12 protein-coding genes are annotated in these 15,118 nt (G+C 59.3%); all 12 read right to left on the bottom strand.

The window, feature by feature from the left end; all coding sequences use genetic code 11:
* Position 1 precedes the first annotated feature (1 nt).
* Positions 2 to 928: a glyoxylate/hydroxypyruvate reductase A gene (locus tag HZZ01_RS02645; protein WP_179895392.1), complete on the bottom strand. Its 927-nt coding sequence runs from the start codon at positions 926 to 928 to the stop codon at positions 2 to 4.
* Complete coding sequence (locus HZZ01_RS02640; protein WP_179895391.1) at positions 928 to 1,770, bottom strand: GNAT family N-acetyltransferase; 843 nt, start codon at positions 1,768 to 1,770, stop codon at positions 928 to 930. The genes HZZ01_RS02645 and HZZ01_RS02640 overlap by 1 nt, the downstream gene beginning before the upstream one ends.
* Positions 1,771 to 1,781: 11 nt before the next feature.
* Complete coding sequence (locus HZZ01_RS02635) at positions 1,782 to 3,113, bottom strand: FAD-binding oxidoreductase (RefSeq protein ID WP_179895390.1); 1,332 nt, start codon at positions 3,111 to 3,113, stop codon at positions 1,782 to 1,784.
* A gap of 123 nt (positions 3,114 to 3,236) precedes the next feature.
* Positions 3,237 to 4,901, bottom strand: coding sequence for an ABC transporter ATP-binding protein (locus HZZ01_RS02630; protein ID WP_179895389.1), 1,665 nt, complete (start codon positions 4,899 to 4,901; stop codon positions 3,237 to 3,239).
* Positions 4,898 to 5,749, bottom strand: coding sequence for an ABC transporter permease (locus tag HZZ01_RS02625; RefSeq protein WP_179895388.1), 852 nt, complete (start codon positions 5,747 to 5,749; stop codon positions 4,898 to 4,900). Before HZZ01_RS02625 ends, HZZ01_RS02630 begins: the two co-directional genes overlap by 4 nt.
* Positions 5,746 to 6,702 carry an ABC transporter permease gene (locus HZZ01_RS02620; RefSeq protein ID WP_179895387.1) on the bottom strand — a complete coding sequence of 319 codons (957 nt, stop codon included), beginning with the start codon at positions 6,700 to 6,702 and terminating at the stop codon, positions 5,746 to 5,748. The genes HZZ01_RS02625 and HZZ01_RS02620 overlap by 4 nt, the downstream gene beginning before the upstream one ends.
* Before the next feature lie 25 nt (positions 6,703 to 6,727).
* Complete coding sequence (locus tag HZZ01_RS02615; RefSeq protein WP_179895386.1) at positions 6,728 to 8,335, bottom strand: ABC transporter substrate-binding protein; 1,608 nt, start codon at positions 8,333 to 8,335, stop codon at positions 6,728 to 6,730.
* A gap of 83 nt (positions 8,336 to 8,418) precedes the next feature.
* Positions 8,419 to 9,696 (bottom strand): FAD-binding oxidoreductase, encoded by a 1,278-nt coding sequence (locus tag HZZ01_RS02610; protein WP_179895385.1) that lies wholly within the window; start codon positions 9,694 to 9,696, stop codon positions 8,419 to 8,421.
* Positions 9,697 to 9,706: 10 nt separating this feature from the next.
* Complete coding sequence (locus HZZ01_RS02605; RefSeq protein ID WP_179895384.1) at positions 9,707 to 10,375, bottom strand: haloacid dehalogenase type II; 669 nt, start codon at positions 10,373 to 10,375, stop codon at positions 9,707 to 9,709.
* Positions 10,376 to 10,403: 28 nt separating this feature from the next.
* Positions 10,404 to 11,873 (bottom strand): aldehyde dehydrogenase, encoded by a 1,470-nt coding sequence (locus tag HZZ01_RS02600; RefSeq protein WP_179895383.1) that lies wholly within the window; start codon positions 11,871 to 11,873, stop codon positions 10,404 to 10,406.
* 445 nt (positions 11,874 to 12,318) lie between these two features.
* Positions 12,319 to 13,776, bottom strand: a complete 1,458-nt coding sequence (locus tag HZZ01_RS02595) for an NAD-dependent succinate-semialdehyde dehydrogenase (protein ID WP_179895382.1) — start codon at positions 13,774 to 13,776, stop codon at positions 12,319 to 12,321.
* Positions 13,777 to 13,936: 160 nt separating this feature from the next.
* Positions 13,937 to 14,896: an HTH-type transcriptional regulator Cbl gene (cbl, locus tag HZZ01_RS02590; RefSeq protein ID WP_179895381.1), complete on the bottom strand. Its 960-nt coding sequence runs from the start codon at positions 14,894 to 14,896 to the stop codon at positions 13,937 to 13,939.
* Positions 14,897 to 15,118 lie beyond the last annotated feature (222 nt).

Below are 15,118 nucleotides of genomic sequence, written 5' to 3'. Positions count from 1 at the left end.
CTTAATATCCTCGCGAACGATCAATCTCACCGTGCAGCGGCTCGCCACGCTGGTAACGCCGCAGGTTTTCCAGCAGGGCCGCAATGGCGCTCTCGTTCTGCGTCTGGCTGGCGATGTGGGGTGTGAGCCAGATGGCGGGATGGTGCCAGAAGGGATGACCCGCCGGTAACGGCTCCGGGTCGGTGACATCGATCACGGCAGCACGGAGCTGACCGCTCTCCAGCGCGTCGAGCAGATCGTCATGATTCAGTTGCGGGCCGCGCCCGGCCTGCACCAGCGCCGCGCCCTGTGGCAACTGATTAAACAGGCTGCGGTTAAGTAAACCGTGTGTGGTGTTAGTCAGCGGTAGCAGGCAGACCAGAATCTCGCTGTGTGCCAGAAACGCCTCAAGTTGGTCGTTACCGTGCCAGCAGCGGACGTCGGGAATCTGGCGTGGTGTGCGGCTCCAGCCTGCGCAGTCAAAGCCCAGCGCCACCAGCTGCGCTAATGCGGCCTGACCCAGTTCACCCAGGCCCATCACGCCTACCCGACGCTGCGCGGCCGGTTTTGCCGCGTGGGTCAGCCACTGCTGCTGGCGCTGCTGATGGAAATAGCGTGGCATGTCGCGATGCAGACCAAGCACGGCGAAAGTGACATATTCCACCATGCCCTGCGTCAGGCCAGGCTCGATCATCCTGATCACTGGCAGGTCCGGTGGCAGCGCCCTGAAGTCAAACTGATCGGCGCCCGCACCCACCGAGAACAGCAATTTCAGCCGGGGAAACAGCGCCGGAATGTCAGCGGGTGGCTGCCAGGCAACCAGCGCCTCAACCTGCTCTGGATCGCCGGTTTCAGGCCAGATATGCAGCTGAATGTCAGGCGCATGCTCTGCCAGCCAGCGTTGCCAGATCCGGCCACGTTCCGGCTCCGATTTATAGACGATATGCATCAGGCCATTGCCTGCGTCATCAGTCCAAACGCCTGCATCCCCTTTGGCGTCCAGGGCGTGCCGCGCACCATAGTGGGGGGGGCATCGACCTGAGGGATGCCCAGGCTCTCAAGCCAGGCGGCCATCGGCAGCGTTGCATCCGTGTCGATGCGCAGGAATTCACCCTGCAGCGATTGCATCAGCGAGGCGACCAGCGCCTGAGCGATCGGGAAGTCCGCCGCGATGACCGGGCCTATCGCCCAGCCGTGACCAAAGCGGCGCAGGCTGGCGAAGCCCTGAATCTGCTGTGCCGCGTCCTCTAAAAGCACCGTCTGGCAGTCGCGCAGTAAATGCGCAATAAGCGCAGGACGATGCATACCGTTTGCCTGCTGATCCCGTGTCACCAGCGTGGCGTGATCGGCCTGAGTCGCGGGTCGCAGTTGCATTCCCGCCGGGATCACCATGTCCGGCAGTGTCGTCACTGCTCGGGTCTGGTGCTGGCGAATCTCACCGCAGCTGACAAAGCCAAGCTTTTCATACAAACCTTTGCCCATTTCAGTCGCGTGCAGACGCACATTACAGTCGGGCAGTTTCTCCAGTTGCGCCAGCATCAGCTGTTTTCCCAGGCCGCGCCCCTGCTGCTGATTATCGACAATAATCATTCCCAGCGTGGCGGCCCTGTCTCCCCAGCGCCAGAGTACGGCGCTGCCAATCAGCCTGCCCTGCTCTTCAATTACCGTGCCCTCGCCCAGTTGCAGCGCCAGCTGCCAGTCTTCGCGTCGGTGGGGCCATTTCAGCGCCTGCGTTAAGGCGTAACACTGCTCGATATCGTCTGGCGTCATTGCGCGTATTATCAGGCTCATTACAGGTCTCCTTACATCATGCCTGGCGTTTCAAGTCCGCTGCCGTCAACCAGACGGCTGTAGCGGTAAGGTGTCGGATCAACAATCGGTGTGGCTTCGGTGGCAAGGTCGGCTGCCAGTCGTCCGGCACCCGGTCCAATACCAAAGCCGTGGGCGCTGTAACCCGCCGAGAGCACCAGCCCCGGCAGTTTCGCCACGGTAGAGATCACCGGAATCGCGTCCGGGGTGCTGTCAATCATGCCGCCCCATGACTGCGCCAGCCGGAGATTTGCCAGTGCCGGGTATTCACGCCGCATCGCCGCCAGGCCCTCTTCCACGATGTTTGCATCGGCAGCCGGATCAAGAATACGCATGCGCTCAAACGGCGACTCGCGGTCAAATGCCCAGCCGCCCATCGCTTCCGGGCCGTTGAAGAACGGCGAAAGGCCAAGATTCAGGGTGAGATTCTTGCGGCGGCTTTTAAAGGTCGGATAGAACTGGCGGGCATAACGCAGGCCCTGCGCGCCCGGCTCCAGACGCCCGCGCCCTGACACTGAGACGGTGTAACTACCGTCCATTTGCGGCCGACAGGCGAAGCCCGGCGTGTAGAGCGGCATGGCGATCGCCTGCTCAATGGGCTGCGTACGGAAAGCAGTGCCAATCACATTGCCCAGCGGCAGATCGATGCCATGACGACGGCAGAACATCGAGGTCCAGGCCCCGGCGGCGCAGATGACCCGGCTGGTTTTGATCAGACCGCGTTCAGTCCAGACGCCACTGACTCTGCCGCCGGCGGTATCCAGCCCACGCACCGCGCACTGCTGAAACAGCAGCGCACCTTTTTTCAGCGCGCCCGCCACCAGCCCTGGCGCGGCCAGACGTGGCTCAGCATGACCGTCAGTCGGCGCTGAGAGACCGCCCCGCCAGTTTGTGGTGCTGCCGGGCGTCATCGCTTTGGCCTGCTCCGCCGTGAGAATCGCACTGTTTACGCCATAGCCTTTTGCCATCTGGATCCACTTATCCCAGGCCGCGATGTCCGACTCTTCCTGCGTGGCATAAACCAGCCCGCTGCGGCGGAACCCCAGCTCTTCGCCGGTTTCATCGTTCAGCTCACCCCAGCGTTGCAGCGCATAGATAATCAACGGCAGTTCACGCTCATCGCGGTTCTGCTGGCGACACCAGCCCCAGTTGCGGCTTGATTGCTCTGCGCCTACCAGGCCTTTTTCAATCAGCACAACCTTCAATCCCTGCTTCGCCAGCTCCCAGGTGGCTGCGGCACCGGCGATACCGGCGCCAATCACCACCACATCAGCGGACTCGGGGAAATTCGCACTGTCCTGTACATAACGAATCGGTGCAGGCATAACACAATAACCTCTGTTGTCATTCTCTGGTCTGGCGCAGAGCGGCATCGCCGCCGAACGCTGACCCGCGCCGCCTGCACAGCAATAAAGGCTGTTCAGGCGGGTAAATCAGAGCGCGCTAACTCACTCTGCTTTTAAAATCTCTTCATGCTCATCCAGCCAGCCCTGACGCAGCTCCGGCACCGCGCGCTTCAGCCGCTCGAAATACAACTCACTGGTCGGCTTGTCGTAGTCGTTACGTGCCAGCTGGGTGACGATGCGACCACTCTTCATTACCACAATTTCGTCACACACCGCGCGAACGGCATGCATGTCGTGGCTGATGAAGATCACCGAGAGTCCCAGCTCGCGGCGCAGTTCGCTGATTAAGTCGAGCACGGCGGCGGCAACCACGGTATCGAGCGCCGAGGTCACTTCATCACACAGAATCAGGTCCGGTTCTGCCGCCAGCGCACGCGCCAGATTGACGCGCTGCTTCTGTCCACCGGAAAGCGCCCAGGGACGTCGCCACAGCACACTGCGTGGCAGCTTGACCAGATCCAGCAACTGATAAAGTCGCTGCTGGCGGGCTGCCCCGCTCAGGCCATGAAACAGCGTCAGCGGTCGCGACAGGATACGTTCAACACTGTGGGCCGGATTCAGTGCGGTATCCGCCATCTGGAACACATACTGAATGCGCCGCAGCTCGTTGTCAGGGCGTTTTTGCATATCGCCCGCGATGTAGTGGCCGTTAAACAGGATGTGGCCGTGACTGGGGGCGTTAAGTCCGGCAATGGCGTGCGCCAGGGTGGTTTTGCCCGAGCCTGATTCACCGATAATGCCAATCGCCTGCCCCTTCCACAGTTTGAGGTTAATCTCCTCAAGAATGCGCACTTTCGAATGGCCTTCGCTGTCGCGCGGGCCATAACCTGCGTTGAGGTCGCGCACTTCCAGCAGCGGCTGAATATCGGCAGCGGCCGGGCACCAGTTGCTGGGCCGCTCTTTCTGCCGCGCGGCATCCATCAGTAAGCGGGTGTACTCCGCCTTTGGGGCGCCAATCAGATGCTCAGTGCTGCCATACTCCGCCATTTTGCCGCGCAACAGCACCAGAATCCGGTCGGCCATCTGTGCCACCACGGCCAGGTCATGGCTGACGTAAATCGCGGTAACGCCACGCTGCACCACCACGCGTCGAAACGCTTTCAGCACTTCTACCTGGGTGGTCACATCCAGTGCGGTGGTCGGTTCATCCAGGATCACCACATCCGGATCGCCAATCAGCGCCATCGCCGTCATCAGACGCTGTAGCTGGCCGCCCGATACCTGGTGCGGGAAACGATCGCCAATGGTCTCGGGGTTCGGCAGAGCCAGTTCGCGAAACAGGCCTATCGCCTTCTCTTTCGCCGCTTTGCGCGTCAGGGTGCCGTGAATAACCACCGGCTCAATCACCTGGTCGAGAATTTTCATCCCCGGATTAAAGGACGCCGCCGCACTCTGGGCGATATAGGCGACTTTGTTGCCGCGAAAGGCGCGCAGCTGGCCCGGCGTCAGGCTGTTAACATCCGTGCCAGCAACGTGAATATTCCCTTCGGCAATGCGGCAGCCGCTGCGGGCATAGCCCATTACCGCCATGGCGATGGTGGTTTTACCGGAGCCGGATTCGCCTATCAGCGCCAGCACCTCACCTTTCTGCACGGTAAAATGAATGTCAGAAACCAGGTCGATCTCTTCACCGCGATCGGTCTGCGCGGTGACACGCAGTTTATCGACCGAAATCACCGGCATAGCAGTATGTGGTGTCACGTTCATGCTCCCTCCCTCGCCAGCGTCATCGGACGCATCGCCTGCAGACTGTCAATAAACAGGTTGGCACCAATGGTCAGGCTGGCAATCGCCAGCGCGGGCATCAGTACCGCAGGCGAACCGTCAAACAGCCCCTGCATGTTTTCACGTACCAGCGTGCCCCAGTCGGCGTACGGCGGCTGCACGCCCAGCCCCAGGAAGCTCAGGCCGCTCAGCAGCAGCACGATGTAGACAAAGCGCAGGCCGAAGTCCGTCAGCATCGGATGCACCATGTTGGGCAGGATGTCGTGTATGGCGATATACCAACGGCTTTCGCCCCGCAGTCGTGAAGCGCGAACATAATCCATGCTGCGCAGCGAACTGGCCATGGCAAACGCGATGCGGAATGCGCCCGGCCAGTAGGTGAACACCGCCGTCAGGATCAGCATCGGCAGCGAGGAGCCAAACACCGCAACGATCATCAGCGACAGGACTTTGCCTGGCAGCACCAGCAGGGCATCGTTGACGCGACCGAGTAACTCCTCCAGCCAGCGTCCCGTCACCGCCGCCAGCAAGGCCAGAAGCGTGCCGATCAGGCTGGCCAGCAGCGCCGCACTGAGTGCCAGGCCGATAGAGAATTTCGCGCCATAAAGGATACGGCTCAGCATGTCGCGTCCCAGATAGTCGGTGCCCAGCAGGTTATCCGCCGTCAGGCCGCCCATCAGCGGGCCGCCGCCGATGTCATCAATGCTGTGCGGCGCCAGCGAGGTGCCGAACAGGGCCATCAGCAGCCAGAACAGCGACATCATCAGACCCAGCCGACCCGACCAGGAGAGTGACTGTAAGAAACGCCAGGGCAACAAGAGAGTATTCATGCGCTTCTCCATTTCGGGTTAAAGGCAATAGTCAGAATGTCGGCCGCCAGCAGCAGTACCAGGTAGCAGGCTGCAAACAGCATCACGCAGAGCTGCACCACCGGCAGGTCGCGGTTACTGACCGCATCCACCAGCTGGCTGGCCAGTCCGGGATAGCTGAAGATAGTTTCGATGATGATCACCCCGCCAAACAGATAGGAGAGGCTGAGTGAGATCGCGTTGGCGATGGGTCCGACGGCGTTGGGCAAGGCGTGACGCAGCACGGCGCGAAGCGGTGACACCCCTTTCAGCAACGCCATCTCCAGATAGGGGCTGTCGAGCTGGTTGATAATGGCGGCCCGCGTCATGCGTGCCATCTGCGCGACCAGGACGCAACAGAGGGTCAGCACTGGCAGCGCATACGCTTTGAGGTAGCTCAGCAGGCCGCTATCCGGACTGCCGAACGACATCGCCGACACCCAGTGCAGCTTCACGGCGAAAATCAGCACCGCCACCGTCGCCACCAGAAACTCCGGCACGGCGACTGTGGCCATGGTGCCGATGACCAGCGCCCGATCGAGCCGGGAACCGCGATGCATTGCCGCGATAATGCCGATGATTAGCGCCATCGGCACGCAGATCAGCGTGGTGATACCCGCCAGTTCAAAGGTGGCGGGAATACGCTGCGCCACCAGCTGCGAGACGGGCAGATGGCTGGCAAACGAGGTGCCAAAGTCACCCTGCACCATGCCTGTCAGCCAGTGGATATAGCGCATCAGCAAAGGCTGATCGAGACCCAGTTGCTGCCGTAACGCCGCCACCGTTTCCGGCGTGGCGTTCTGGCCGAGGATCATCTGCGCCGCGTCACCCGGCAGCAGGCTGGTGATGAAAAACACCACCGCCGAGACGATAAGCAAAGTCAGGATGCCCGCGCCAATCCGCCGGGCAATCAGGAACAGCATGTATCGGTTCATCGGCGTACTCCTTACTCAGATAAAATCAGGCGGTCAGCCACGCAAACTCATGGAAGCGATAGCCCATCATCATGCCTGACGGCCAGGCTTCGACACCTTTGACCTTTTTGCTGTAACCATCGGTGGAGCTGATAAAGGTCGGGATGATCGTGCCGCAGTGGTCATAAATCAGCGTCTGCATGTCGCCATACATCTGTTTGCGTTTTGCCTGATCGCGTTCACCGCGTGCGGCGACCACCAGCTGATCAAACTGGGGATTTTTCCAGCCCGACTCGTTGTTCGGTGCGGTAGAGAGATAAAACTGTGAGAAGAGCATGTCGAGCGTCGGACGCGGGTTTATCGAGCCGTATCCCACAGGATCTTTCATCCAGTGCGAAGACCAGTAACCATCATACGGTACGCGTCGCACTTTCACGTTTAGCCCGGCCCCGCGCGCCATCTGCTGGATCAGCTGACCGCCTTCGTTGGCCCCTTCGATATTCGGTGTGGTGATGATCTCTACTGTGGATCCAGCCATGCCCGCTTTTTTAATGTGGAACTTCGCTTTTTCCACGTCGAGCGGACGGGGTTTGAGGTCGGCGTTGTAGAGCGGATGCCACGGCGGCACCGGGGTGTCATTACTGACGTCGCCGTAGCCCTGCAGCACCGTTTTCACCAGCATTTCGCGCGGCTGCAGGTATTTCATCGCCAGAACAAAATCTTCGTTATTACCTGGCTTCACGTCGGTACGAATAATCAGATTGGTATACATGCCCGATTTACTCTCCAGCACCCCAAACTCACCGCTGGCTTTAATGCGCTTGCAGTCAGCGGCGGTCAGGGTTGAGACCATCTGCAGATCGCCCGACATCAGGGCATTGACGCGTGCTGCGCCGTCGGTGACGCCAATCAGCTCCACCTCATCCAGATGCGGCAGACCAGACTTGTAGTAGTTGGGATTTTTGGTGCCGATGGTGCGCGTTCCCGGCATAAAGGTTTTGCAGACAAACGGCCCGGTGCCGATGCCTTTACTGAAGTCGGTCGTGCCGTCCTTCACGATCAAAAACGGTGGCGTCGCCAGCATATAAGGGACGTCGAAATTGGCGCTGTTCAGCTCCAGCTGCACTTCGTTATCGTTGATGGCACTGAAGGTTTTGAACTGATCGGCCAGCTTAAAGGCGATCGAGGCGATGGCCGGATCTTTGTGGCGGCTGAGCGAAAAGATGACATCTTTGGCGGTCAGCGGTTTGCCGTCATGAAAGGTCACCCCTTTACGCAGCTTGATATGCCAGGTGATCCCGTCGCTGGAGTCCAGCGATTCGGCCAGCGCGGGTTGCGCCATCAGGTTTTTATCCAGTTCGGTCAGCCCGCTATAAAACATGAACTGCCGGGTGTAGTCCGCGCTGTTGTTACTTTTGGCCGGATCGAGCGTATCGGTGGCTGAAGCATTCGACATCGCCGCACGCAGTTTACCGCCTTTGACCGGCTTGTCGTCTGCCAGTGCCGCCCCGGAAAAACCGATCATCCCGCTGCTCATCACCGCGCCTGCGGAGAGGATTTTCATCAGGCTGCGACGTGACAGTGAGCCTTCGGTGATCATGCGCGTCAGTGCCGGATTTACCGCATCAGCGTCGTTATTATCAAATTTACTCATCTCTGTACCCTCAATAGTCAGGCGAACCGGGGATCATTTTTCAGGCAGTGCTGGACATCTGGCGGCCAGCACCCGACGGGATGTTATGAAAGGCGATCCTTTGCTTTGTAATAGAGTCCTGCGAGCGGTAAAAACCAGGGCTTGCCGTGATAACCGGGCAGCGCGGGCCATGCGTCGCGCTGCCAGGGATTTTCAGTGCGTTTTTCGGCCAGCAGATCGGCCATCACCCGCCCCATCCACACCGACATCTGGGTGCCGTGACCGCTGTAGCCCAGCGAATAGAACAGGCCATCCTGTTCACCCGCATGTGGCAGACGATCCGCAGTCATGTCGACCATGCCGCCCCAGCAGTAATCCACCTTTGCCTGCCCAAGCTGCGGCAGCATCTGCGTCATCGCGTGGCGCAGAATTTCGCCGCTGCGCGAATCTGATGTCGGGTTACTGACGGCAAACCGGGCGCGGCCACCAAACACCAGACGGCTGTCAGCCGTCGTCCGGAAGTAGTTGCCGATATTCAGCGAGGTGACGTAAGTCCGATTATTGGGCAGCACCTGGCGCAGCAACGCCGGGTCGAGGGCTTCGGTCACCACAATAAAGCTGCCGACCGGCACGATGCGGCGCTGGAACCAGGGAAAAGGACCGACATTGGAGCAGCCGGTCGCCATCAGCACTTTATCCGCCAGAATCGTACCCTGCGCGGTGTGTATCCGATGCTGATAGCCCTGCAGGCGGTCTAACTTCGTCACAGCATGATGTGGGAAAATCTTCGCGCCGCTGCGGGCGGCGGCTTCCGCCAGCCCGATGCCAAACTTACCCATGTGCATCTGGCCGCCACGCTTCTGCAGCAGGCCGCCGTGGAAGTCGTCGCTGGCGATCTCGTCGCGCACCGCCGTTTTGTCGAGCAGTTCAATCTCAGGGTCGACAGTGCGGCGCATCAGTTCATACGCCTCCCGCAGCCCCGCCATGTGCGACGCTTTGCTGGCGAGTTTGAGCTTGCCGCACAGCCGGAAGTCACAGTCGATCACTTCATCCTGGATCAGTTGCTGGACGTAGCTCACCGCATCGTCAAATGCCCGGTAGAAGCGGCTGGCCTGCTCCAGACCCTGGCTTGCCACCAGCGAGGCGAAGTTCTGCGCCACACCGGTGTTGCAGTGGCCGCCGTTGCGCGCTGAGGCCTGGCTCATCACGTCGCCACTCTCCAGCAGCACCACACTGATGCCGCTACGCGCCAGGCTAAGGGCCGTTGAGACGCCGGTGAAGCCGCCGCCGATTACCACCACATCCGCCTGGGCGGGCAGCGGCTCGCGGGCGGCACCGGTAAAGGCCGGAGCGGTGGTCTGCCAGAACGATTCCAGTTTCATGGGGTGTTCCTCAGAGTCCGACGACGCCAGGCAGGCCGCCGATATCTTTGATTTCGGTGTACTGGTAGTACGGATTCGCGGGTTCATGACCGCGATTGACCCAGACTTTGTTTTTGATGCCGAGATCGTGGGCGGTCATCAGGTCATAGCGGAAGCTGGAGGAGACATGGAGGATCTCCTCCGGACCGCAGCCGAGCTTATCGAGCATGTACTCAAAACCTTTCATCTGTGGCTTGTAAGCGCCCGCCTCTTCCGCCGTGATGGTCAGGTAAATGGGTGCGCCCAGACGCGGTTCGTGGTGCGGAATCAGGTCTTTCATCGAATTGGTCAGCAGCACCAGCGGAAACTCTTTAGCGACTTTTGCCAGCCCGGCGGGCACGTCGGGATGCGGTCCCCAGCTGGCGCAGTCGGTGTAGATAAAGTCGCTGTCGGCTTTATCCCACTTCACGCCCCACTTTTTGCAGGTGCGCTGAATCGCATTACTGACGACGTCATAATAGGGTTTCCATGCGCCGAGCACCTCATCCAGCCGGTAGCTGGAAAAATCAGTGGTAAAGGCGTCCATTGCTTCCGGGTCGACGCGGTCGCTGAAACAGCGCTGTGCCGCGCCCGCCATATCGAAGCGAATCAGCGTGCCGTAACAGTCAAACGTGATGAATTTCGGTTTAAACAGTGCCATATAACACCCTCGTCATTGTCAGTTGCGCTTAGAAATCGATGAGTACACTCTTCTGGCGCTGGCAGGCCTGAAACGCCTGACGCCCTAAATCTTTCCCAATGCCGGAACCGAGAAAACCACCGGTCGGAATGATGAAGTCACCGGAGCGGCCATAGCGGTTGATCCAGACGGTGCCCGCGTCAATGGCCCGCATCGCCCGCATAGCACGTGGCAGGCTCAGCGTGTGGACACCGGCGCAGAGGCCGTAAGTGTCATGGGCGGCCATCGCCAGTCCCTGCTCTTCGTCGTCAAACGTCTGTACCGTCAGCACCGGACCAAAAATTTCCTGCTGCACCGCCGGATTATCCTGTGCCACGTGGCTCAGCAGCGTGGGCTGCCAGAACCAGCCATCACCGGTATGGGCAAAACGCTCTCCGCCCACCAGCACCTCTGCGCCCTGCGCTTTAGCCGCCTCAATCACCGAGCAGACTTTGTTACCCTGACGTTCGTCGATCAGCGGCGCATAGCGGCTCTCTTCCTGCCAGGTGACGCCCGGTTTGAGTTCGCGGCAGAGCTGGGCCAGCCGCTCAACCAGCGGATCGGCAATATTGCGCTGCACAATAAGACGGGTGCCCGCCACACAGGCCTGGCCGCCGTTGGCGGTAAAGCCGCGCAAGATGCGCTGAGCCAGCACCTCAAGGTCACCCGCGTCATCAAACACCAGTTGCGGGCTTTTCCCGCCCAGCTCCAGCGTCACCGGTTTCATACCGTGCTGCGCGGCATCGCTCATGATGCGTTTTCCGGTCACGGTCGAGCCGGTAAAGGAGACTTTTCGCACCAGCGGATGGGTCACCAGCGCGCTGCCGGTCACCGCACCGCTGCCCTGTACAATGTTCAGCACGCCCGCCGGCAAGCCTGCCTGGATCGCCAGTTCGGCCATGCGCACGGTTGAAAACGGGGTCAGTTCAGAGGGTTTCAGCACCACTGCGTTACCCGCCGCCAGCGCCGGTCCGCATTTCCACGACGCCATCGACAGCGGGAAATTCCACGGGGTAATCGCGGCGATGACGCCATAAGGTTCGGCAATCAGCATGCCGAGGCTGCTGTCGCGGGTAGGAAAGAGGTCGCCGCTGTATTTGTCGGCGCATTCGGCATAGAAGCGAATCGCTTCGGCGGTAAACGGAATTTCGTGCAGCACCACGTCGCTGATTGGCCGGGTGGAGCCCAGCGCTTCGAGCTGTGCCAGCAGGGTGTCCTGCTCAATCAGATCGGCCCAGCGGCGTAACACACGGCCGCGTTCGCGCGGCGGACAGCCGGACCAGCCGCTGGTTTTCAGTGCCTGATGCGCGACGGTAACAGCGCGATCAACATCCTGCGGCGTGGCGTCCTGCAGCGTGGCATAGACGCTGCCATCAGAGGGGCGTTTAACCTCAAAGGCTGCGCCCTGGCTCTGGCAGTGCTGGCCGCCAATATAATGGCCAGCCGGAAGAGAAACTTTTTCAGGGTCGAAACTTAACATGGAAGAATTCCTTATTTGTTACACCCATAAGTTGCTGCCTAATTAGCGTTTTCAGCGGCCGGTTTCTGCGGTGTTAATAAGCTAATGCAGAAAGTATGCCAGCCGGGCAAAAAATAAAAATGCGTTTAAAACAGCGCAAAAAAATTTTCTGCCGTATTGTCAGGCGTTTTTTTGCGGAATTGCCGAACAATTAAACAGATGATTTACTTCACAAAATTTATGCGCCTTGCTGGTGCAACCTGCACGGATATTGCACCACAGCGGATATTCCGGGTCAGGCTGCTCATTACAGTGCCAGGTCCCCGCCGCTTTACCGATGCACATCACAACCCTGATAAATTCTTTCTTTTTTTAAGACTATTATTTGACGCCGAAGAATTTATCCTGAGCATCAGACAAAAAAAAGCCAGCCGGTTTTCCCGGCTGGCGTGCTATTACTATTTAATTACAGACTGCCAATGTGAAATGTCTTCTGTTCCAGATATTCATCCATTCCGTAGCGGGAACCTTCCCGGCCAATACCAGAGAGTTTCACACCGCCAAACGGCGCGACCTCCAGGGAAATAGCACCGGTATTAAAGCCGACCATGCCAAACTCCAGCGCTTCCGCGACCCGCCATGCCCGCCGGATATTCTCGGTAAAGAAATAGGCACCCAGCCCGTAAGGGGTGTCATTCGCCATCGCGATCGCCTCCTCTTCATCACCAAAGACAAACAGCGGCGCGACCGGGCCGAATGTCTCTTCATGGGCGATCCGCATACTGGACGTGACCCCACCGAGCACCGTGGGCTCTACGAACGTGCCATTACCCTGGCTGATGCCGCCCGTCAGCAGGGTTGCCCCCTGACTCAGCGCATCGTCGATGTGACCATTCACTTTCTCCACTGCGCGGCTGTTGATCAGCGGACCAATGGTGCTGTCCGGCGCAAAGCCATCGCCCACTTTCAGCGTCGCAACCGCTTCCAGCAGTCGGGCAGTGAAGCGTGGATAGATGCTTTTCTGCACCAGAATGCGGTTCGCACAAACGCAGGTCTGTCCGGCGTTGCGGAACTTGCTGAGCATGACGCCGGCGACCGCAATCTCAATATCGGCGTCATCAAACACAATCAGCGGCGCGTTGCCGCCCAGCTCCAGGCTCAGGCGCTTTATGCTGTTAGCACTTTGCTGCATTAATAGCTGCCCGATGCGGGTCGAACCGGTAAAGGAGATTTTACGTACCGTGCGGCTTTCAGTCAGCGCCGCACCAATCTCCGTGGGCAGGCCGGTCAGCACCTGCAGCACGCCTGACGGAAAACCCGCACGTTCTGCCAGCACTGCCAGTGCCAGCGCTGAAAGCGGCGTTAACTCTGAAGGTTTAACGATAATCGGGCATCCGGCGGCGAGCGCTGGCGCAACTTTGCGGGTGATCATTGCAATCGGGAAGTTCCACGGCGTGATGGCGGCGGCAACCCCCACTGGCTGTTTCAGCACCAGAATGCGGCGGTCCTCGCTGGGCGCGGGAATGGTGTCGCCGTAGATGCGGCGCGCCTCTTCTGCGAACCATTTCACAAAGCTGGCACCGTAGAGCACCTCGCCTCTGGCTTCCGCCAGCGGCTTGCCCTGCTCGGCAGTCATGATGATCGCCAGATCATCAGCATGTTCAACAATCAGCTGATGCCATTTTTCCAGTAGCGCGGCACGGCTGGCATTGGGGGTTTTGCCCCAGCTGATGCGCACCGTTTCCGCATAGGCTATCGCCTGCTCCGTCTCCGCCCGGCCAAGTGCCGGAATGGTGGCCAGCGTTTCACCTGTAGCAGGATCGGTGACCGGCAGCGTAGCGCCCTGATGCGCATCCTGCCAGTGCCCGGCAAACAGCGCCTGCTGGCGCAGCAGATCGCTGTCTGTAAGTGTTAATCGCGACATAGCATCCCCTTGTGGTCAGTTAATTCCACTTTATCGTGCCGGGTCAGCGCAGGATGTTGTTATGCGGGATGAGAAAGGTCCGTGAAGGAGTTTTTTGCAGTGATTTGAAATTTTATGCCGTGCGGGAACGGGGGCGCATCCGGCGGGATGCGCAGTGTGATTAAATCTGGAAGTCGATAACCGGTTCGTCGTCACTGCCGTATGAGAGTGCCTGGCGTTTGATCTCCTCCAGCGACAGGTTGGCGTTGCAGAGCTCCAGGAACTGCCAGACGTAATTGCGCTGCAGCTGACCGCGTTTGAGGCCGAGCCATACGGTGCTGGCATCGAACAGATGCGTGGCATCCAGGCGTTCCAGATCTTCATTCTCTTCGGTTTCACACGCCTGATCGGCCAGTATCCCGACGCCCAGACCGAGTTTTACATAGGTTTTCACCACGTCAGAGTCCTGAGCGCTAAGCACGATATCGGGTTTTAAGCCCGCCGCCTGGAAGGCGCGGTCAACCCGCGAACGCCCCGTAATGCCCTGCCGGTAGGTAATAAGTGGATAGCGGCCGAGGGTGCTGAGCGAGACCGGCTGGTTCTGCACCAGCTCATGCCCTTCAGGCACCAGCAGGGCGTGATGCCAGCTGAACCACGGGAATGCGGCCAGACTGCTGTTATTGACCAGCATTTCACTGGCGATGCCGATATCCGCTTCACCCGCCAGCAGCATGGTGACGATTTCCTGCGGCGATCCCTGATTCAACTCAAGACGGACGTTGGGATAGAGCTGACGGAACGCTTTGATCACTTTAGGCAGGCTGTAGCGTGCCTGAGTATGGGTGGTGGCGATGGTCAGGATGCCGCTGGTTTCATTGGTAAAAACATCAGCAAGACGTCGTACTTTCCCCGCTTCGTCCAGTATACGTTCAGCAATCGTCAGCAGCGCTTTGCCTGGTTCTGTCATCCCCAGCAGTCGCTTGCCACGCCGGATAAAGATTTCCACGCCCAGCTCATCTTCCAGATCACGGATGTGCCGACTGACACCCGACTGGGAGGTAAACAGCGTGTTAGCGACTTCCGTTAAGTTAAACTCACAGCGGGCCGCCTCGCGGATGATTTTAAGCTGCTGGAAATTCAAGATATTTACCTCCCTCTACCTAATCTGATTTCCTGATGGTAAGAACTATTATTGATAACCGGAAATACTAAAAAATTTGGCTTTATGACTTTAGGGAATAAATGGGTGGGATTGTTCGCTGCGCGAACGGGCTTGCTGCGGAGCTGAAGCTGATGTTTGTTCGCTGCGCGAACGGGGCTATGAGAAGGTTTCGTTCGCCTGGTGAGCCGGGCAGTTTCAGAC

Origin of the sequence: Pantoea sp. WMus005 (genome assembly GCF_013415305.1) — a bacterium.
GTDB classification, from domain to species: domain Bacteria; phylum Pseudomonadota; class Gammaproteobacteria; order Enterobacterales; family Enterobacteriaceae; genus Pantoea; species Pantoea rara.
The sequence above is the reverse complement of the archived record's forward strand: the minus strand, read 5'-3'. Positions and strand labels throughout refer to the sequence as shown.